The organism is Variovorax sp. 278MFTsu5.1 (genome assembly GCF_048305045.1).
Taxonomy (GTDB): domain Bacteria; phylum Pseudomonadota; class Gammaproteobacteria; order Burkholderiales; family Burkholderiaceae_C; genus Variovorax; species Variovorax guangxiensis.
On the sequence record NZ_CP157622.1, the window covers coordinates 1,588,048 to 1,607,971 of the forward strand.

The window sequence follows — 19,924 nt, forward strand, 5'->3', positions numbered from 1 at the left end:
TAGGATCGACCTCGATGGCGGCACAAGGCGGCTCGATCAGGGCAAACCCTGAGAGCGCGCTGAAAGCCAGCCAAGGCAAGACAAGGAGACAGAGCGAATGCCCAGCTATTCCATCGACGGCGTGATCCCGGTCGTCGATCCGAGCGCCTACGTGCATCCCACGGCCGTGCTGATCGGCGACGTGATCGTCGGCGCCAACTGCTACGTGGGCCCGTGTGCGAGCCTGCGCGGCGACTTCGGCCGCATCGTGCTGGAGGAGGGCTCCAACGTGCAGGACCACTGCTGCATCCACGGCTTTCCCGATAACGACACGGTGGTGGAGGTCAACGGCCACATCGGCCATGGCGCGATCCTGCACAGCTGCATCGTGCGGCGCGACGCGCTGGTGGGCATGAACGCGGTGGTGATGGACGAGGCCGAGATCGGCGAGAAAGCCATCGTCGCCGCGTGCGCCTTCGTGCCAGCTGGCATGAAGGTGCCGGCGCGCACGCTGAGCGCCGGCATTCCGGCAAAGGTCAAGCGCGAGCTGAGCGATGAAGAGATCGCCTGGAAGCTCGAAGGCACCCAGACCTACCAGGCGCTCACGGTGCGCAGCCTCGCGAGCCTGCGCGAGGTGGAGCCGCTTTCCAGCGTGGAGAAGAACCGCCCGAGCCTGCCGGCCACCGACGTGCGTTCGCTCATCGCGACGAAGCGCGGCTGAACCTCGCCGAGCTTCGGGCAAGATCGCGCGTTGCCTTCAACCCCAACACCGAAGAACCCAGGAACACGAACCGATGCCGCGTGGAAGATCCGCCACCTACGAGGACCAGCGTGAATTCATCCTCGCGCAGGCCGCCCAGCTGTTCGCGCGCAGCGGCTATCCCGCCACCTCGATGAACCAGGTGGCCGAGGCCTGCGGCCTCTCGAAGGCCACGCTCTACCACTACTACAAGGACAAGAGCAGCCTGCTCATCAGCATCGCGGAAACGCACGTGTCCAAGCTCGCGGCGCTGGTGGCCGAGGAAGAAGCCTCGACGCACACCGACGAGGAGCGCCTGCGCCGCTTCATCTACCGCATCGTCGAGGAATACGCCGGCGCCCAGGACGCGCACCGCGTGCTGACCGACGACGTGCGCTTTCTCGAAGAGGCCGACCGCGAGCGCGTGCTCGACAAGGAACGCGAGGTGGTCGCGGGCTTCGCGCGCGCAGTGTCGGCGCTGCGCCCCGGTGCGCCCAGCGACGACCTCGCCAAGCCGCTGACCATGCTGCTCTTCGGCATGATCAACTGGATGTTCACCTGGATGAAGCCCGACGGCCGGCTCGACCACGTGGCCATCGCGCCCATCGTGGCCGACCTGTTCCTTGGCGGCATCGGGGCGGTGAAGTCGCCCGAGGCGCCGGCGGCCCCCCGCGGCGCTAGAGAATCCGGTTGAACCAGAGCAGCGAGAGCCCGGCCGACAGCAGCGTAAGCACGGCCGCGCCCAGCGCGAAGAGCGCGGAAATTTCGGTTTCCTTCTTCTCCACCGTGAGCTTGGAGCTCAGCGTTTCGTAGACCTTCTTCAGGTCGTTCGCGGTGCCGGCGTAGAAGTATTCGGCGTTGGTCTTGTTGGCGATGGCCTTGAGCGTGTCCTCGTCGAGCCGCACGCGCATCGACCAGCCTTCGAAGCCGATGGTCTCGCCGTCCACCGTGCCCACGCCCACCGTGTAGATGCGCACGCCGCGGTCGGCCGCGGCCTTGGCCGCATCGAGCGGGTCGACGCCGGTGGTGCGCTGGCCGTCGGTCAGCATGATGACCGCGGCCGAGGTGAACGAGCCCGGCGCCACCGGCGTGAACTCCTTGAGCTTCTTCTCGTTCTGGTCGATGGCCGCACCGCGCTGGCGGCTGGGCGAGCTGAACTGCTCGACGTCGATGCCCGCGTCGGGGAACAGCGTGGCCAGCGACACCACGATGGCGTTGCCGGTGGCGGTGGCGCGCTGCAGCTGGAAGCTGTCGATGGCGGTCACCAGGTCTTCATGGTTGGTGGTGGGCAGCTGCGCCACCTGCGCGCTGCCCGCGAAGGCGACGATGCCCACCTTCACGGTGCGCGGCAGGTCCTTGATGAAGCTCTTGGCCGCCTCCTGCGCCGCCACCAGCCGGTTGGGCTGCACGTCGGCCGCGCGCATGCTGCCCGATACGTCCATCGCAAGGATGATGGTCTGCTGGTTCGACGGCAGCACCACCACCGCCATGGGCCGCGCCGCGGCCACGAGCATCGCGGCCATGGCCAGCAGGAACAGCAGGGGCGGCAGGTGCCGCCGCACGCTCTGCCCGGCGCCCATGGCTTCTCGCACGATCGACAGGCTGGCGTAGCGCACCGCCAGCTTCTTCTTGCGCCGCAGCAGCCAGAGGTAGAGCAGGATCAGCAGCGGCAGGGCCGCCAGCAGCCAGAGGAATTGAGGCCAGAGAAAAGTCATGCTGCCACCGCCTTCAGGCCAGCCTGGCCGATGCGCGCGCGGCGCTTGCGCAGATCGGCGAAACGGACGATGGCTTCCACCAGGTCGTCATCGGTCGAGAGTTCGAGCGCGTCGACGCCGGCCCGGGCCAGCGCCTCGCGCAATGTGTTCTCGCGCTCGGCCGCCAGCCGGGCGAAGCGCTTGCGGAAGCCTGCGTCGTGGGTATCGACCCACAGCTGCTCGCCGGTCTCGGCATCGCGCAGCGGCACCAGGCCGAGGTCGGGCAACTCCAGCTCGAGCGGATCGAACAGGCGCACCGCGACCACCTCGTGGCGCTGCACCAATTGGCCCAGGGGGCGTTCCCAGCCGGGTTCGCTCAGGAAGTCGGACACCACGAACACTGTGGAGCGCCGCGGCATCAGCGTGGCGGCCGACTTGAGCAGGTCGGCCAGCCGCGTCATGCCTTTCTGCGCAGGCTCGGCGCCGGCCTTGCCGGCGCGCTTTTCCATCGCGTGCAGCAGGTGCAGCACATGGCGCCGCCCGCTGCGCGGCGGGATCACCGCTTCGAGATCGCTGCCGTAGACCAGCGCGCCCACCCGGTTGCCGTGCCGCGTGAGCAGCCGCGCCAGCACGCCGACGAAGCCCGCCGAGATCTCGCGCTTGGCTTTCAGGCCCGAGCCGAAGTCGACCGAGCGGCTCAGGTCGAGCACGAACCACGCGGCCATCTCGCGGTCTTCGGTGAACACGCGCACATGCGGCGTCTGCAGCCGCGCCGTGACGTTCCAGTCGATGTGGCGCACGTCGTCGTGGTGCTGGTATTCGCGCAGGTCGGCCAGGTCGAGCCCGGTGCCGCGCATCAGCGTGCGGTAGTCGCCCTGCAGCAGGCCGTCGAGGCGGCGGATCACGGTCCACTCGAGCCGGCGCAGCGCGCGCTCGGCCCCGCCGGCTTCGATGGCGAGCCGGTCGTCGTTGGCGGCCGCGGGGGCCTTACGCCACCAGCTTTTCATGTTCGAGCGGCTTGGGAGGAGCGGGTACTGCGCGCATGATCTTCTCGATCAGGCTGTCCGGCGTCAGGCCTTCGGACAAGCCTTCGTAGGAAAGCGTCACGCGATGGCGAAGCACGTCGGGCACCAGCGCCGTCATGTCTTCCGGCAGCGCGTAGCTGCGGCCGCGCAGCAGCGCCAGGGCGCGCGCGCCCTCGGTCAGGCTGATGCTGGCGCGCGGGCTGGCGCCGAAGGTGATGAAGCGATGCAGGTCCTTCAGTCCGTGCTTCTCGGGCGTGCGCGTGGCGGACACCAGCTTCACCGCATATTGGATGAGCGACGGGTCGACGTACACGCGCCGCGCCTCGGCCTGCAGCGCCGCGAGCTGCTCGGTGGTGGCGACCGGCGTGGCGCTGACCGGCGGGCCGATCACGCGCTGGACGATGACGAATTCTTCCTCGTCGCTCGGGTAGTCGACCAGCACCTTCATCATGAAGCGGTCGACCTGCGCCTCGGGCAGCGGATAGGTGCCCTCGGTCTCGATGGGGTTCTGCGTGGCCATCACGAGGAAGGGGCGCGGCACCCTGTGCGTCTCGCCGGCAATGGTCACCTGGCGCTCCTGCATCACCTCGAGCAGCGCGCTCTGCACCTTGGCCGGCGCGCGGTTGATTTCGTCGGCCAGCAGCAGGTTGGCGAACACCGGGCCCAGCGAGGTGCTGAAGTCGCCGGTCTTCTGGTTGTAGATACGCGTGCCCACCAGGTCGGCGGGCACGAGGTCGGGCGTGAACTGGATGCGCTTGAACTGGCCGCGCACGGTGTCGGCCAGCGTCTTCACCGTGAGCGTCTTCGCCAGCCCCGGCACGCCTTCGACCAGCAGGTGCCCGCCCGCGAGCATGGCGACCATCACGCGCTCCAGGAAGCGGTCCTGCCCGACGACCACGCGCTTCACCTCGTAGAGGATCTGCTCCATCAGTTCGGCCGTCCCGGCCGGCGTGGGGTTGGCGGTGGTCTCTGCTGTGCTCATGCGAAGGGCTTTCGAGAGGAAGGGAAGAGAAGAAAGAAGATCGTTCAGAACGGCGGTGAACCCGCGGCCGATGCCGCGTTCTCGATGGGCACCGCGAAGCCGATGCCGATGAAGGTGCGCTGCTGCGTCGGGTTGAGGATGGCGGTGACGATGCCGAGCACCTCGCCGTCCATGTTGATGAGCGGTCCGCCCGAGTTGCCGGGGTTGGCGGCCGCGTCGAACTGGATCAGGTTGCCCAGCTCCTGCTTGCCCTCGGGCGAGCGGAACGAGCGCTTCAGGCCCGACACCACGCCGGCCGACACCGAGGGCCCGATGCCGAACGGAAAGCCCACGGCCGCCACCTGGTCGCCGGGGCGCAGGTCGGCGGTGGAGCGCATGGTGGCGGGGATCAGGTCGTCGGGAATCTTCTGCGCCTGCAGCACCGCGAGGTCGTTCTCGGGCTGCACGCCGGTGATGGTGGCGGGCGCCTCCAGGCCGTCGTAGAAGGTGACCTTGATCTTGTCGGCGCCGGCGACCACGTGCAGGTTGGTGAGGATCACGCCCTTGTCGACGATCACCACCCCCGTGCCCACGCCGCGCTCGAACTCGCCCGGCGCGCCGCCGTCGTTGGGCGCCTCGGGCGGCTTGCCCTTGGCCATGTTGCGCCCGCGCTTCTGGGTCTTGGCCTCGGGCGTGTTCTTCTCCTCGCCGTAGCTCACCACCCGCACCACCGAGGGCCGGATGATGTCGGCCGCCTTGGCCGCGGGCGAGGGCAGGGTGTTGGTCTGCAGCGTGCGCAGCACGGCCGCGTCGATGTCTTTCTGGGTGAGAACCTTGGTGCCAGGGCGCGGCGCCCAGAGCACGGCGCCGGCGACCAGCGCGGCCGAGAGTACGACGAGCAGCGCGAAGCTGCGGCGTCCGGGCTGCCAGCCTGCTTTCCTGACAGGAGTTTCGGGAGGTAGGGAGCCCGCGCCGGCCGTCTCGGGCGATGCCGGCGCATCCGCCCGTTCGGCCGCCTCGTCTGCGGCCGGTGGCTGCGTGCGGGGCGAACGGCTGTAGAAAGCGGGCCTGCGCATCGGAGTACCTCCGGCTTAAAAAATCGCAATCGCGTGTAGAGGAGTTCACAGTAGCACGCTTTCCGCGCCTGCGCATCCCATCGGGCATCATCGCGCGATGGCTACCTTCATCGATACCCACTGTCATCTGGACGCGCCCGAATTCGGTGCGGAGATGCCGGTGCTGCGCGCCCATGCCGCCGAGCGGGGGGTGGCGATGTGCGTGATCCCGGCCGTGGCCGTCTTCAACTTCGCCACCGTGCGCGAGCTGGCCCACGCGCAGGGCGATGCCTATGCGCTGGGCATCCACCCGCTGTGCACCGGCGAGGCGAAGGACGAGGATCTGCAAACCCTCGACGCCGAACTCGCCGCCCGGCGCGACGACCCGAGGCTGGTGGCGGTCGGCGAGATCGGCCTGGACTACTTCGTCGAAGGGCTCGACGGCGAAAAGCAGGAGCGGTTTTTTCACACTCAGTTGCAACTGGCACGCAAGCACGGGTTACCCGTGCTCATCCACGTTCGGCGCTCGGTCGACAAGGTGCTCAAGCACCTGCGGCAGACGGCGGGCGGGCGGCCGTGGCAGGGCATCGCGCACGCCTTCAACGGCAGCGGGCAGCAGGCCGACGCGTGCATCGAGCTCGGGCTCAAGCTCGGCTTCGGCGGCGCGGTGACCTTCGAGCGCGCCCTGCAGCTTCGGCGGCTGGCCTCCACGCTGCCGATGGAATCGATCGTGATGGAGACCGACGCGCCCGACATCCAGCCGCACTGGATCTACCGCACGCAGGCCCAGCGCGATGCTGGCGAGCCGCAGGGGCGCAACGAGCCGGCCGAGCTGCCGCGCATCGCCGAGGTGGTGGCCGATCTGCGGGGCATCGGCATCTATGCGCTGGCCGAAGCGACCACTCGCAACGCGGTTGCGGCGCTGCCGAAGCTCCAAAGTCTGCTGTCCGTGTCGGATGGCCGGAAACCCCTCGCGTAGGCCGATGCCCCGAGTTGCGTCCGGGCGTGCCAAGGGCCCGTTTTTGCTGTCATCCTTGAAGTTCGAAGTGGCGTTGGTTGTGCAGTGGCACATCCGTCACTCCCATACTTCACTCAAAAAAGGAGTTCTTTCATGACCAAGTCCTTTGTTCGTACCGTTCCCGTCGTCGTCGCCCTGGCGCTGGCATCCATCGGCCTGTCGGCCGTTGCGCAGACCGCAGCCACCACCGAGCCATCCACCACCGAGAAGGTGAAGGAAGCCGGCAAGGATGCGGTGAACGCCACCGAGCGCGGCGCGGAGAAGGCCTGGGACGCGACCAAGAGCACCACCAAGAAGGCCGTGAACGCTACCGAGCGCGGCTCCAAGAAGGCCTGGAACGCGACCAAGCGCACCACCAAGAAGGCAACCAACGCCACCAAGAACGCCGCCGCGAAGACCGGCGATGCCGTCGAGAACGCCGGCCACAAGACGGCCGACGGCATGCGTTCCACCGGCAAGGCGATCGGCGAGAAGATCCCCGGCACGGCCGAGAACGAAGCCGCCAAGAAGTAAACAGTCCCGGAACCCTTCCGGATTTCGCGAAAGAACCCGCTTCGGCGGGTTTTTTCATGGGCGCACGGGGCACGCGCCCGACAGTGGCACGATTGCCGACCATGAACCCCTCCGCCGCATCCACGGCCGCCGCGAGCCCGTTGCTCACGGGGCTCGCGCCCATCGTCTCGCCGGCCACCGTCGTCCTGATCCTGGGCAGCTTTCCGGGAGTGAAGTCGCTCGAGCGGCAGCAGTACTATGCACACCCCCAAAACCAGTTCTGGAAGATCCTGCAAGCCGTGTGGCCCGACATCCCCTTGCCCTCGGGCGCCGACAGCTACGGGCCGCGCTGCCGGTGGCTGCTCGACCGCGGCCTGGGCGTGTGGGACGTGTACGCGTCCTGCGAGCGCGAGGGCAGCCTCGACTCGGCCATCCGCGCGCCCGTGGCCAACGACATCGCCGGCCTGCACCTGCCGAAGCTCGCGGCCATCGCGCACAACGGCGGCGAGAGCTTCAAGCATGCGCGCCACACGCGCGCGCTGGGCGTGCCGGTCTACCAGCTGCCTTCCACCAGCCCCGCCAATGCGTCGTGGAGCTTCGAGCGCAAGCTTGCGGCCTGGCGCGAAGTGCTGGCTGCCCACAAACTAGTCGCCTGACCCGCTGCATCGATGGCATCGAGCAAAACTCCTGTTTCCCTCCCTGAAGTCAACTTTTCCGACTGGGGCGACATCCGCTATCTGCACCTGGGCACCGAATGGGTCCAGGGCTCGATGAAGCTCGATGCGCCCTTCGAGATCGAGCTCGAGTACGTGCAGCGCATGATGGCCTGGCTGCTCTTCGCCGACCCCAAGAGCGTGGCCGGCCGCCATGCCATGCAGCTCGGCCTGGGCGCGGCCACGCTGACCAAGTTCAGCCGCAAGATCCTGCGCATGCGCACCACCGCGATCGAGCTCAATCCGCAGGTGGTGTCGGCCTGCCGCGGCTGGTTCAAGCTGCCGCCGGACGACCCGAAGCTGCGCGTGGTGATCGCCGATGCCGCGGCCGAGATCCGCAAGCCCGAGTGGCATGGCACGGTCGACGCGCTGCAGGTCGACCTGTACGACCACGAGGCCGCCGCGCCGGTGCTCGACAGCGAAGACTTCTATGCCGACTGCCGCGCGCTGCTCACGGAAGACGGCTGCATGACGGTCAATCTCTTCGGCCGCTCGTCGAGCTACGAGCGCAGCCTCGAGAAGATTTCCTCCGCCTTCGGCGCCGATGCCGTCTGGGCCTTCAAGCCGACGCGCGAAGGCAACACGGTGGTCCTCGCGCAGCGCACGCCGAGCCGCCCGAAGCGCGAGGCGCTTGCCGAGCGCGCCCAAACGATCCAGACTCGCTGGGGCTTGCCCGCACCCAAATGGCTGCGGGTCTTCAAGCCGCAGAATCCGACACTCACCCGAACCTGAACCCGACCCACGGCACATGAGCGCTGTACCCGCTGCTTCCGCCCCCGCCCCGCTGGCCGCGCGCCACGAAGGCCCGCTCGACCTGCGCCGCCTGATCGAATGGCTCGCCGCCGATGGCGTGATTTCCCCGCACGAGGCCAAGCGCACCATCGCCCGCTGCGCACAGGCCGAGAGCCGCCAGGCGCCGCTGGTGCGGCTGGCCAACGTCGCCATGACGCGCGAGAGCGACAACAAGCCGCTCGACCTCGAAATGCTCACGCAATGGCTCGCGGGCCGCGCGGGCCTCTCCTACCTGCGCATCGATCCGCTCAAGGTCGACGTGGGCAAGGTGGCCGACACCATGAGCGCCGCATATGCCGAGCGCCATAAGGTGCTGCCGGTGCAGGTGCTGCCCAACGAGGTGGTGGTGGCCACGGCCGAGCCCTTCCTCACCGACTGGATCGCCGAGGTCGAGCGGCAGGCGCGCCGCTCGGTGCGGCGCGTGGTCGCGAACCCGGCCGACATCCAGCGCTACACGGCCGAGTTCTTCGCGCTCGCGAAATCGGTGCGCGCCGCGCAGAAGGCCGGCGGCAACGCCAGCACCACGAGCTTCGAGCAGCTGGTGGAGCTCGGCAAGAGCAACAAGCAGCTCGACGCCAATGACCAGAGCGTGGTGCAGGTGGTCGACTGGCTGTGGCAGTACGCCTTCGACCAGCGCGCGAGCGACATCCACCTGGAGCCGCGCCGCGAGCAGGGCGTGATCCGTTTCCGCATCGACGGCATCCTGCATCCGGCCTACCAGATGCCCATGGGCGTGATGAACGCGATGGTCGCGCGCATCAAGCTGCTGGGCCGCATGGACGTGGTCGAGAAGCGCCGTCCGCTGGACGGCCGCATCAAGACCCGCAACATGCGCGGCGACGAGATCGAAATGCGCCTGTCGACGCTGCCGACCGCCTTCGGCGAGAAGATGGTGATGCGGATCTTCGACCCCGACACCGCGGTGAAGGACCTCGACGCGCTGGGCTTCGCGCAGCACGACGCGCAGCGCTGGGAACAGCTCGTCACGCGCCCCAACGGCATCATCCTGGTGACCGGGCCCACGGGCTCGGGCAAGACCACCACGCTGTACTCCACTCTCAAGCGCGTGGCGACGGAAGAGGTCAACGTGAGCACGGTGGAGGACCCGATCGAAATGATCGAGACCTCCTTCAACCAGACGCAGGTGCAGCCGCAGCTCGACTTCGGCTTCACCGAGGGCCTTCGCGCGCTGATGCGGCAGGACCCGGACATCATCATGGTCGGCGAGATCCGCGACCTCGCCACCGCCGAGATGGCGGTGCAGGCCGCGCTCACCGGCCACCTCGTGTTCAGCACGCTGCACACCAACGACGCGCCGAGCGCCATCACGCGGCTGATGGAACTGGGCGTGCCCTCGTACCTCATCAACGCCGTGATGCTTGGCGTGCTCGCCCAGCGCCTCGTGCGCACGCTGTGCCCCAACTGCAAGCAGCCCGACGACACCGTCACGCGCGAGAAGCTCGAGGCCATCGTCAAGCCCTGGCAGATCACCGGCTCGGTGCGCGCCTACAAGCCGGTGGGCTGCGTCGACTGCCGCATGACCGGCTACATGGGCCGCATGGGGCTGTACGAACTGCTGAGCGTCAGCGAGCCGTTCAAGAGCCAGGTCACGAAGGAGCCCAACCTCGCCGGGCTGCGCCGCCAGGCCGTGATCGACGGCATGCGGCCGCTGCGGCTGGCCGGCGCGCTGCGCGTGGCCGAGGGCGTGACCACCATCGAAGAAGTGCTGAGCGCCACGCCTCCGCTGGAATGATCCGCCCCGGTTCCAGCCCCGGGAGCGACTGATGCTCCCGGGTTATCCCTAAGACTTTGGTTAGTGGAATCCACATCGGCCTGACCGGAAGCTGACTCGACAATCCCGCATCGAAATTTGTTCGAGGAGACTGTTCGTGAAGATCAAGAGTCAGAAAGACTTTTTCTCGGGTCTGATGTTCACGGTGGTGGGCGTGGCGTTCGCATGGGGCGCCACCACCTACACCGTGGGCACCGGGGCCCGGATGGGACCGGGTTACTTCCCGTTGATGCTCGGCATCCTGATGGCCCTCATCGGCCTCGGGATCATGTTCACCGGGCTCAGCGTCGAGACCACCGACGGCGAGAAGATCGGCAAGTGGGCCTGGAAGCAGGTGGTGTTCATCCTCGGCGCCAACCTCGCCTTCGGCGTGCTGCTCGGCGGCCTGCCGAGCATCGGCGTTCCGGCCATGGGCATGATCATCGCCATCTACGCGCTGGTGATCATCTCCAGCCTCGCGGGCCACGAGTTCAAGCTGCCCAGCGTGCTGATCCTGGCCACCGTGCTGGCCGTCGGCAGCTACGTCGCCTTCATCTGGGCGCTCAAGCTCCAGATCCAGGTCTGGCCGACCTTCATCACCGGTTGAGAAGAAAGCCGACCACATCATGGAATTGTTTGAACACCTCTCGATGGGTTTTGGCGTTGCCTTTACCTTCACCAACCTGCTGTACTGCCTGATCGGCTGCATCCTGGGCACGCTGATCGGCGTGCTCCCGGGCATCGGCCCGGTCGCGACCATCGCGATGCTGCTGCCGGCCACGTACGCGCTGCCGCCCGTGTCGGCGCTGATCATGCTGGCCGGCATCTACTACGGCGCCCAGTACGGCGGCTCCACCACGGCCATTCTGGTCAACCTGCCGGGCGAATCCTCGTCGGTGGTGACCGTGATCGACGGCTACCAGATGGCGCGCAAGGGCCGTGCGGGTCCGGCGCTCGCCGCCGCCGGCCTGGGTTCGTTCTTCGCGGGCTGCGTGGGCACGCTGATCCTGGCCGCCTTCGCGCCGCCGCTGACCGAGCTGGCCTTCAAGTTCGGCCCCGCCGAATACTTCTCGCTGATGATCCTGGGCCTGATCGGCGCCGTGGTGCTGGCCTCGGGCTCGCTGCTCAAGGCCATCGCGATGATCGTGCTGGGCCTGCTGATGGGCCTGGTCGGCACCGACGTGAATTCGGGCGTCGCGCGCTACAGCTTCGACATTCCGGAGCTCACCGACGGCATCGGCTTCGTGGCCATCGCCATGGGCGTGTTCGGCTACGGCGAAATCATCGCGAACCTCTCGCGCCCGGACGACGAGCGTGAAGTGTTCACCGCCAAGGTTTCGGGCCTGTTCCCGACCAAGGACGACTTCAAGCGCATGATTCCCGCGGTGCTGCGCGGCACTGCGCTGGGCTCGGCCCTGGGCATCCTGCCGGGCGGCGGTGCGCTGCTGGCTGCCTTCGCTGCCTACACGATCGAGAAGAAGACCAAGCTGAAGGCGGGCGAAGTTCCCTTCGGCAAGGGCAACATCCGCGGCGTGGCGGCTCCCGAGTCGGCCAACAACGCTGGCGCGCAGACCTCCTTCATCCCGCTGCTGACGCTGGGCATTCCGCCCAACGCGGTGATGGCGCTGATGGTGGGCGCGATGACCATCCACAACATCCAGCCGGGACCGCAGGTGATGACCAGCAACCCCGAGCTGTTCTGGGGCCTGATCGCCTCGATGTGGCTGGGCAACGCGATGCTCATCATCCTGAACCTGCCGCTGATCGGCATGTGGATCAAGCTGCTGTCGGTGCCCTACAAGTACCTGTTCCCGGCCATCGTTCTGTTCTGCGCGATCGGGGTGTACTCGACCAACAACAACACCTTCGACATCTGGATGGTGGGCATCTTCGGCCTGGTGGGCTACACCTTCTTCAAGCTGGGTTGCGAGCCTGCGCCGCTGCTGCTGGGCTTCATCCTGGGCCCGATGATGGAAGAGAACCTGCGCCGTTCGCTGCTGCTGTCGCGTGGCGACTGGAGCGTGTTCGTGACGCGCCCGATCTCGGCGAGCCTGCTGGCCGCGGCAGCCCTGCTGCTGATCATCGTGCTGCTGCCGGCCGTGAAGTCGAAGCGCGAAGAGGCCTTCGTCGAAGACTGATCCTTTACGCTCTGCACGACGGCGCCTTCGGGCGCCGTTTTTGTTTTGGGGGAGAGGATTCGGACAGCCGAACGCAGAAGTCGCGAAAGTTTCGCAGAGGTCGCAGAAGGAAGATCGAAGAAGTTTTCATGGTTTCTTCCGCGACCTTCGCGTGATTTTTGTATTTCTTCTGCGTTCGGCTGTCCGCTCCCCTTCAGAGCTTGCCCGCGCGCGGCGGCTTCATGTGCTGCCGCGCCATCGCCAGGAAGGCCATCGCCGCCGGGCTCAGCGGATGCTTGGCCAGCCGGATGGCGACCACCGGGTACTCCAGCACGGGCCGCGTCACGCCCACGGCGCGAAGGTTGCCGGGCATCAGCACTTCCACATAGCGCGGCGCCAGCGCTACGCCCGCGCCGGCCTGTATGAGGCCGAAGGCGGTGGACAGCATCGAGACGTGGTGCACCACCTGCGGATACACGTTGGCCACGCTCGCCAGCTGGCGGCTCACGGCGCGCCACACGTTGGCGTCGGGGTTCACGTGAATGAAGGGCAGCCCCTCAAGCTGTCTGGCCTCGACCGATTCGTGCTGGGCCAGCGGATGGTCGTCGCGCACGAAAAGGGCCATGCGCTCGGTGAAGAGCGGCTCGGTCGCCAGCTCGGAATGCTTCTGGCCGATGTCCGAGCCGAAGCCCAGGTCGGCCTCCTGCGAGAGCACGCGCGAAATCATCTGCTCGGCCGTGCTGTCGAGCAGCGTGGCCGCGAGCGTGGGGTGCTTCTGCGAGAAGCGGCCCAGCAGCGGCGGCAGCAGGGCGCCCGCGGTCAGGTGACCCACGGCCAGCACGATGCGGCCTTCGCGCAGCTGCGACTGGGAGCGGCAGGCGCCGACCGAGTCGTCGATCAGCCGCAGCGCGCGCACGGCGGTGTCGACCATCATCTGGCCCGCGTTGGTCATGCGGATGCGGCGCCCGCGCACCACCAGCGGCTGCGCCAGTTCTTCCTCGAGCCGCTTGATCAGGTGGCTGATGGCGGGCTGGGTGAGCTGCAGGGCCTCGGCCGCCAGCGTGAAGCTGCCGGTTTCGGCCACCGCCGCCAGTGCCCGCAACTGCTGCAGCGAGATCTCTTCGGCTGGGACTCGTGTCATAAACGGCATTGATAGTTGAATAAGCCGAATTATCTGGCTTGATGCGCCAGCGGTGCATAGCATGCTCGGTTCCCACTGGCACAGAATTCTTTCCCGCACATGAAACGCCTCCAGTTCATCCAGGTGCTCGCCGTCGCGCTCGGCATGGCCGCCTCGTCCGCCAGCCTGGCGCAGGGCTATCCGAACAAGCCGATCCGGCTGATCGTTCCGTTCCCGGCCGCGGGCGCCACTGATCTCTTCGCCCGCACGCTGGGGCAGAAGATGGGCGACAAGCTGGGCACCACGCTGGTGGTGGACAACAAGCCCGGCGCCGGCGGCGCCATCGGCTCCGACCAGGCCGCCAAGGCCGCGCCCGACGGCTACACCATCCTGCTGGCCACCACGAGCACGCACGCCATCGGCCCCGCGATCAGCAAGCTGCCCTACGACACGGTGCGCGACTTCACGCCGATCGCGCACGTGGGCGACGCGGCCAGCATCATGCTGGTGCCGGTCAATTCGCCCGCGAAGACGGTGCGCGAGTGGATCGACTACGCGAAGAAGAACCCCGGCAAGCTCAACTACGCATCGAGCGGCAACGGCACCATCGTGCAGCTCACGGCGGAGCTCTTCAAGGCGCAGGCCGGCGTGTTCGTCACGCACATTCCCTACAAGGGCACGGCGCTGGCCATTCCCGACCTGATCAGCGGCAAGGTCGACGTCCTGTTCGACTCGCTGCCCACCGGCATGCCGCACGTGCGCGACGGCCGCCTGCGCGCGCTGGGCGTCACTTCGCTCAAGCGCAGTCCGCTGGCACCCGAACTGCCGCCCATCGCCGACACGCTGCCGGGCTACGAGTCGAACACCTGGTTCGGCTTCTACGGTCCGAAGAACCTGCCGGCGGACATCGTCGCGAAGATCAACAAGGCCGCCAACGACGCGCTGGCCGACCCCGAGGTGAAGGAAAAGCTGGCGCGCCTGGGCATCGAACCCGCGGTGCCCGGTACGCCCGACCAGTTCGCGAAGATGGTTGCGACCGATGCCGCCAAGTGGAAAAAGATCGTCGTAGACCGCAAGATCACCAACGAGTGACAGGCTCGCCCCCAGTCTTCGCGCACTTCGTGTCGCTTCGCCAACCCCCACCGGGGGCAACACCAGAGGCCCGGCAAAGCCGGTTCCTCGGTGTTCCCGATTGTTCAAGTCATCTTTGAAGGCACGTTATGAAGTTTGACTACGCCAACCCCTATCTCTCCACGCGCATCCCGATCTTTGCGCGCAACGTGGTGTCGACCTCGCACCCGCTGGCCTCGCAGGCCGGCCTGCGCATCCTGCAGCAGGGCGGCAACGCGGTCGACGCGGCCATCGCCACCGCCGCCGTGATGACGCTGGTCGAGCCCGTGAGCAACGGCCTGGGCAGCGACGCCTTCTGCATCCTGTGGGACGGCAAGGAACTGCACGGCCTCAACGCCTCGGGTCCCGCGCCCAAGGCCTGGACGCCCGAGTACTTCAAGAACAAGTACGGCGCCGATGCCGCCACGCCGCCAATGCGCGGCATCGACTCGGTCACGGTGCCGGGCGCGGTGCGCGGCTGGGTGGCGCTGAGCGAGCGCTTCGGCAAGCTGCCCTTTGCCGACCTGCTGGCGCCGGCCATCGACATCGCCGAGCGCGGCTACCTCGTGCCGCCGGTGGTGCAGGGCAAGTGGGCTGCGGCCACGCCGATCCTGCAGTCGCAGCCGGGCTTCGCCCAGACCTTCCTGCCCTGGGGCCGCGCGCCCGAAGTCGGCGAGATGTTCCACTTCACGGCCGCCGCACGTGCACTGAAGGCCATTGCCCGCACCAAGGGCGAGGCCTACTACAACGGCGAGATCGCCGAGGCGCTGGCCAGGTTCTCCGCTGAACAGGGCGGCGCGCTCACCGTGGCCGACCTCGCGGCCTACCAGCCCGAGTGGGTCAAGCCCATCTCGCGCGACTACCGCGGCCACACGCTGCACGAGATCCCGCCGAACGGCCAGGGCATCGCGGCGCTGATCGCGCTGGGCATCCTGGAGAAGTTCGACATAGCCTCGCTGCCGGTCGACTCGGTGCAATCGCAGCACCTGCAGATCGAGGCCATGAAGCTGGCCTTCGCCGACGTGTACCGCTACGTGTCGGAGCGCAAGACCATGGAAGTGACGACCGAGCAGATGCTCGACGACGCGTACCTGGCCTCGCGCGCCCGCCTCATCGACCCGAAGAAGGCGCAGGACTTCAAGGCCGGCAACCCGGTCAAGGGCGGCACCATCTACCTCACGGCCGCCGACGAGAGCGGCATGATGGTGAGCTTCATCCAGAGCAACTACATGGGCTTCGGCTCGGGTTGCGTGGAGCCCGAGTACGGCATCAGCCTGCAGAATCGCGGCCACGGCTTCAGCCTGAAGGCGGAAAGCCCGAACGTGGTGGCGCCGGGCAAGCGGCCGTTCCACACCATCATCCCGGCCTTCCTCACCAAGGACGGCCAGCCGGTCATGAGCTTCGGCGTGATGGGCGGCAACATGCAGCCGCAGGGCCACATGCAGACGCTGGTGCGCATGCTCGACTACAGGCAGAACCCGCAGGCCGCCTGCGACGCGCCGCGCTGGCGCTTCAACGCGGGGCTGGAGATCAACGTCGAGGCCGCGATGAACCCGGCCACGGTGCAGGGCCTGCGCGACCTGGGCCATCACCTGGAAGTGATCAACGACTCGTACCAGGACTTCGGCGCCGGCCAGTTCATCTGGCGCGCGGGCGAGCCCTCGGTGGAAGGCTACGTGGCCGCCAGCGACCCGCGCCGCGACGGCGTGGCCGCGGGGTACTGAGCGCAAGCCAGGGGTTTGCGCTTGCCGCGATGATCGGGGGATGAACAAGACAGCCGCGTCGGCAGGCATCTCCCCCCCACCTTCCCGCGATGCCGCCAGAAAAGGCATCGCCACCGGCCTCGTGCTGGCCACGCTGGGCGCCATCGCGTTCAGCGGCAAGGCCATCATCGTCAAGCTCGCGTACCGCTACGGCGTGGACGCGGTCACGCTCATCATGCTGCGCATGCTGTTCGCGCTGCCGCTCTTCGCGCTGATGGCGTGGTGGGCCGGGCGCGGCAAGCCGGCGCTCACCGGGCGTGACTGGATCGGCGTGATCGGCCTGGGCTTCTCGGGCTACTACCTCGCGAGCTTTCTCGACTTTGCCGGGCTGGCCTACATCTCGGCCAGCTTCGAGCGGCTGATTCTTTATCTCAACCCCACGCTGGTGCTGTTCTTCGGCTGGCTGCTCTACCGGCGCCACCCGACGCGCCCGCAGGTGCTGGGCATGGTCGTGAGCTATGCCGGCGTGCTGCTGGTGTTCGGCCACGAACTCTGGACCGGTGGCGGCGGCAAGGGCGGCGGCGCGGCGGCCTGGGGCGCCTTCCTGGTGTTCCTGAGCGCGGTGAGCTACGCGGGCTACCTCGTCTACAGCGGCGAGTTCGTCAAGCGGCTGGGGTCGCTCAGGCTCGTGGGGCTGGCGACCACGGTGGCCTGCGTGCTGTGCATATTGCAGTTCGTGCTGACGCGGCCGATGAGCGTGGCGATGGCGGTGGTGCCCGAGGTGATCTGGCTTTCGGTGCTCAACGCCACGCTGTGCACGGCGGTGCCGGTGCTGATGGTGATGATGGCCATCGAGCGCATCGGCCCCGCGATGGCGGCCCAGACCGGCATGATCGGGCCGCTGTCGACCATCCTCATGGGGGTGGTCATACTTGGCGAGCCGTTCACGCCGTGGATCGCGGCGGGTACCGTGCTCGTGATCGCGGGCATTTTCGTTTTCACGCGCAAGGGGCGCTGAAGCCCCTGGCGCCTTTTGTTTTCACTGGAGCAAGAACATGGATCTGGGTATTGCAGGCAAGATCGCGCTGGTGTGCGGCGCGAGCAAGGGGCTGGGCTACGGCTGCGCCGAGGCGCTGGTGCGCGAGGGCGTGAACGTGGTGATCGTGGCGCGCGGCGCCGAGGCGCTGGAAGCCGCCGCGAAGAAGCTGGCCGAGGCGGCTGGTGCCTCGGGTCCCTTCGTCAAGCACGTGGCCGCCGACATCACCACCGAGGCCGGCCGCGCCGCGGTGTTCGCCCTGGGCCATGACTTCGACATCGTCGTCACCAACGCCGGCGGCCCCCCGCCCGGCGACTTCCGCAACTGGGACCGCGAGGCCTGGATCAAGGCGGTCGACGCCAACATGCTCACGCCGATCGAGCTCATCAAGGCCACGGTGGACGGCATGGCCAGGCGCGGCTACGGCCGCATCGTGAACATCACGTCGAGCTCGGTGAAGTCGCCCATCGACATCCTGGGCCTGTCGAACGGCGCGCGCAGCGGCCTCACCGGCTTCGTGGCCGGCGTGGCGCGCACGGCGGTGGCAGCGCAGGGCGTGACCATCAACAACCTGCTGCCGGGTTCCTTCGACACCGACCGCCTCAAGGGCACGATGGCCGGCGCCGCGCAGAAGTCGGGCCAGGACTTCGACACCGTGTGGGAAGCCCGCAAGAAGAACATCCCGGCCAAGCGCTTCGGCACGCCGGCGGAGTTCGGTGCCATCTGCGCGTTCCTGTGCAGCATGCAGGCCGGCTACATGACCGGCCAGAACATCCTGGCCGACGGCGGCGCCTACCCCGGCACCTACTGAGCGCGGTTCACGAGAGCGGCGGGAGGCGCATCGTGAGCAGGGAGTCATTCGAAGAAATAACGCTGGTCTCGGTCACCGGCCTGCTCGACGCGCGCGGCGCGGCGCTGGCGCTGCGGCACAGCCAGGCGCAGATGCCCGGCGCCCGCGCGCTGCTGTGCAGCCCGAAGGCGCCCGACGACCTGCCGCCCGGCATCGAGCATCTGCCGATCGAACCGCTGAACTACCACGAGTACAGCTGGTTCATGATGTTCGCGCTCTGGCGCGTGGTGCAGACCGAGTTCGCGCTCGTGGTGCAGGAAGACGGCTGGGTCGTCAACGCCGCCAACTGGAGCGACGAGTTCCTGGACTGCGACTACATCGGCGCGCCCATCCACCTCGCGAAGATCGACGCCCCCCAAGGCACCTACTGGCGCAACCGTTTCGAGTGGGCCGACGAGCTCGGCAAGCCCGGCCACGTCGTCACGCCGATACAGAACGGCGGCTTCAGCCTGCGCAGCCGGCGCTTCATGCGCGCGCTGGTGGACCATCCGCAGATCCGCGTGGAGATCCCGCCGCCCGAGGTGGTCGGCGGCGAGCCGCTGGGGATGCACTGGAACCACAACGCGCTGCTGGAGGACGTGCAGCTCAGCGGCGTGCTGCGTCCCGCGCTCGAAGCCGTAGGCATGCGCTTCGCGCCGCTGGAACTGGCGCGCGGCTTCGCCATCGAGCACGCGGGGCCGCAGCTGCACCATGGCTACGACGCGATGCGGCTCTTCGGGCATCACGCGAAAGTGCGGCAGCTCGCGAGCCTGTCGCCGCTCACGCTGCGCTCGCTGATTCCGCTGTCGCAGCTCGACGGCTGGTATGGCGAGCGCGACATCCTTCAGATGTTCGAGCGCAACGGCTACCGCATCGAGTTCGCGCAGGAGCCCGAGGCGACGGTGGCAGCAGTGCCCGCTCGCAGGGTCTACGACTGCATCACCTACAACGGTGAGGCCGACATCCTCGCGGCGCGGCTGCACGAGCTGTCGGAGGTGGTCGATTGCTTCGTCATCGTCGAGGCCGACCGCACCTTCAGCGGCGAGCCGAAGGCCCTGCGCTTCGACGCCGCCGACCCGCGCATCGCGGCCTTCCTGCCGCGCATCCGCTACATCGCGGTGCACGACATGCCGGTGGTCGACGAGGCAGCCGATGCCGCGGCGGTGGTGGGCGACTGGCATTCCGACACGCCGAAGTCCGGCTTCTGGATACGCGAGAAGTTCCAGCGCAACCAGGTCATGCGAGGCCTGCACGATGCGGCGGCGCGCGACCTCGTGATGGTGTCTGACGCGGACGAGATCCCGCGCGCCGAGATCGTCCGCGCGATGCGCGACGACCGGCGGCACGATGTGTTCGGCCTGTGCCTGGCCTTCTACTATTTCTACGCGAACTACCGCAACGTCGAGGGGCCCGAGGCGTCTTCGGTGTGGACGGTGGCGGCCACGCGCGCAACGCTGGACAGGCTCACGCCCGACCAGCTTCGCATGCGCGTGCGCAGCGGCGCGCAGCCGGCGCTGATCCTGGCGGATGCCGGCTGGCACTTCTCGTACCTTGCGATGAGCGAGGACGCGGTGCGCGCCAAGATCCGGGGCTTCGCGCACCAGGAATACAACTCCCAGGCCTTTCTCGATGCCATCGACATTCCCGCGCTGCTGGCCTCCGGGCGCGATCTCTACGACCGCCCGGGCTATGCCTGGCGCGTGGTGGACAAGGCCCAGGCGCCGCGCTGGATGCGCGAGCAGGCCGACCTGGCGCGGCTCTTCGCCTGAG

At 67.9% G+C, this 19,924-nt stretch carries 19 protein-coding genes; 14 read left to right on the plus strand and 5 right to left on the minus strand.

The window, feature by feature from the left end; genetic code table 11:
- Positions 1–97 precede the first annotated feature (97 nt).
- Together ABL844_RS06975 and ABL844_RS06980 are read left to right on the plus strand one after the other, a co-directional pair.
- A complete protein-coding gene (locus tag ABL844_RS06975) occupies positions 98–700 on the plus strand; it encodes a phenylacetic acid degradation protein PaaY (RefSeq protein ID WP_418130854.1) in 603 nt (200 codons plus the stop codon).
- Positions 701–773: 73 nt separating this feature from the next.
- Positions 774–1,412 carry a TetR/AcrR family transcriptional regulator gene (locus tag ABL844_RS06980; protein WP_418124834.1) on the plus strand — a complete coding sequence of 213 codons (639 nt, stop codon included), beginning with the start codon at positions 774–776 and terminating at the stop codon, positions 1,410–1,412.
- Here ABL844_RS06980 and ABL844_RS06985 read toward each other — a convergent pair.
- From ABL844_RS06985 to ABL844_RS07000, 4 genes are read right to left on the minus strand one after another with little or no spacing between them, the layout of a single operon-like run.
- A complete protein-coding gene (locus ABL844_RS06985) occupies positions 1,396–2,433 on the minus strand; it encodes a VWA domain-containing protein (protein ID WP_126023091.1) in 1,038 nt (345 codons plus the stop codon). The two genes, ABL844_RS06980 and ABL844_RS06985, sit on opposite strands and share 17 nt — an antisense overlap.
- Positions 2,430–3,419 carry a DUF58 domain-containing protein gene (locus tag ABL844_RS06990; protein ID WP_126023092.1) on the minus strand — a complete coding sequence of 330 codons (990 nt, stop codon included), beginning with the start codon at positions 3,417–3,419 and terminating at the stop codon, positions 2,430–2,432. The genes ABL844_RS06985 and ABL844_RS06990 overlap by 4 nt, the downstream gene beginning before the upstream one ends.
- Positions 3,400–4,419, minus strand: coding sequence for an AAA family ATPase (locus tag ABL844_RS06995; RefSeq protein WP_418119412.1), 1,020 nt, complete (start codon positions 4,417–4,419; stop codon positions 3,400–3,402). Before ABL844_RS06995 ends, ABL844_RS06990 begins: the two co-directional genes overlap by 20 nt.
- Before the next feature lie 44 nt (positions 4,420–4,463).
- A complete protein-coding gene (locus tag ABL844_RS07000) occupies positions 4,464–5,474 on the minus strand; it encodes a S1C family serine protease (protein ID WP_418119413.1) in 1,011 nt (336 codons plus the stop codon).
- Between the two features lie 97 nt (positions 5,475–5,571).
- Here ABL844_RS07000 and ABL844_RS07005 point away from each other — a divergent pair, with 97 nt between their 5' ends.
- From ABL844_RS07005 to ABL844_RS07035, 7 genes are all read left to right on the plus strand, one after another.
- Positions 5,572–6,432: a TatD family hydrolase gene (locus ABL844_RS07005; protein WP_418130855.1), complete on the plus strand. Its 861-nt coding sequence runs from the start codon at positions 5,572–5,574 to the stop codon at positions 6,430–6,432.
- Between the two features lie 132 nt (positions 6,433–6,564).
- The gene (locus tag ABL844_RS07010; RefSeq protein ID WP_126023096.1) at positions 6,565–6,984 is read left to right on the plus strand and encodes a hypothetical protein; all 420 of its coding nucleotides are present in this window, start codon (positions 6,565–6,567) and stop codon (positions 6,982–6,984) included.
- A 101-nt stretch (positions 6,985–7,085) separates the two neighbouring features.
- Complete coding sequence (locus ABL844_RS07015) at positions 7,086–7,619, plus strand: DNA-deoxyinosine glycosylase (RefSeq protein WP_126023097.1); 534 nt, start codon at positions 7,086–7,088, stop codon at positions 7,617–7,619.
- Positions 7,620–7,631: 12 nt separating this feature from the next.
- On the plus strand, positions 7,632–8,408 hold the full coding sequence (locus ABL844_RS07020; protein ID WP_184635266.1) for a spermidine synthase: 777 nt from the start codon (positions 7,632–7,634) through the stop codon (positions 8,406–8,408).
- Between the two features lie 16 nt (positions 8,409–8,424).
- Complete coding sequence (locus ABL844_RS07025) at positions 8,425–10,221, plus strand: GspE/PulE family protein (RefSeq protein ID WP_126023099.1); 1,797 nt, start codon at positions 8,425–8,427, stop codon at positions 10,219–10,221.
- Positions 10,222–10,357: 136 nt separating this feature from the next.
- Positions 10,358–10,846: a tripartite tricarboxylate transporter TctB family protein gene (locus tag ABL844_RS07030; protein ID WP_019654302.1), complete on the plus strand. Its 489-nt coding sequence runs from the start codon at positions 10,358–10,360 to the stop codon at positions 10,844–10,846.
- 19 nt (positions 10,847–10,865) lie between these two features.
- Positions 10,866–12,377, plus strand: a complete 1,512-nt coding sequence (locus tag ABL844_RS07035; protein WP_126023100.1) for a tripartite tricarboxylate transporter permease — start codon at positions 10,866–10,868, stop codon at positions 12,375–12,377.
- A gap of 193 nt (positions 12,378–12,570) precedes the next feature.
- Here the strand turns inward: ABL844_RS07035 and ABL844_RS07040 are convergent, their stop codons facing one another.
- Positions 12,571–13,497 (minus strand): LysR family transcriptional regulator, encoded by a 927-nt coding sequence (locus ABL844_RS07040; protein WP_418130856.1) that lies wholly within the window; start codon positions 13,495–13,497, stop codon positions 12,571–12,573.
- 99 nt (positions 13,498–13,596) lie between these two features.
- Here ABL844_RS07040 and ABL844_RS07045 point away from each other — a divergent pair, with 99 nt between their 5' ends.
- The 5 genes from ABL844_RS07045 (at position 13,597) to ABL844_RS07065 (ending at position 19,923) form a co-directional block, all read left to right on the plus strand.
- Complete coding sequence (locus ABL844_RS07045; RefSeq protein WP_184635268.1) at positions 13,597–14,568, plus strand: Bug family tripartite tricarboxylate transporter substrate binding protein; 972 nt, start codon at positions 13,597–13,599, stop codon at positions 14,566–14,568.
- Positions 14,569–14,696: 128 nt separating this feature from the next.
- Complete coding sequence (locus ABL844_RS07050) at positions 14,697–16,310, plus strand: gamma-glutamyltransferase family protein (RefSeq protein ID WP_418130857.1); 1,614 nt, start codon at positions 14,697–14,699, stop codon at positions 16,308–16,310.
- 40 nt (positions 16,311–16,350) lie between these two features.
- Positions 16,351–17,307 (plus strand): DMT family transporter, encoded by a 957-nt coding sequence (locus tag ABL844_RS07055; RefSeq protein WP_418130858.1) that lies wholly within the window; start codon positions 16,351–16,353, stop codon positions 17,305–17,307.
- 37 nt (positions 17,308–17,344) lie between these two features.
- Positions 17,345–18,136 carry an SDR family oxidoreductase gene (locus tag ABL844_RS07060; RefSeq protein ID WP_418130859.1) on the plus strand — a complete coding sequence of 264 codons (792 nt, stop codon included), beginning with the start codon at positions 17,345–17,347 and terminating at the stop codon, positions 18,134–18,136.
- Positions 18,137–18,168: 32 nt separating this feature from the next.
- Positions 18,169–19,923 carry a DUF5672 family protein gene (locus ABL844_RS07065; RefSeq protein WP_418130860.1) on the plus strand — a complete coding sequence of 585 codons (1,755 nt, stop codon included), beginning with the start codon at positions 18,169–18,171 and terminating at the stop codon, positions 19,921–19,923.
- Position 19,924: the final 1 nt, after the last annotated feature.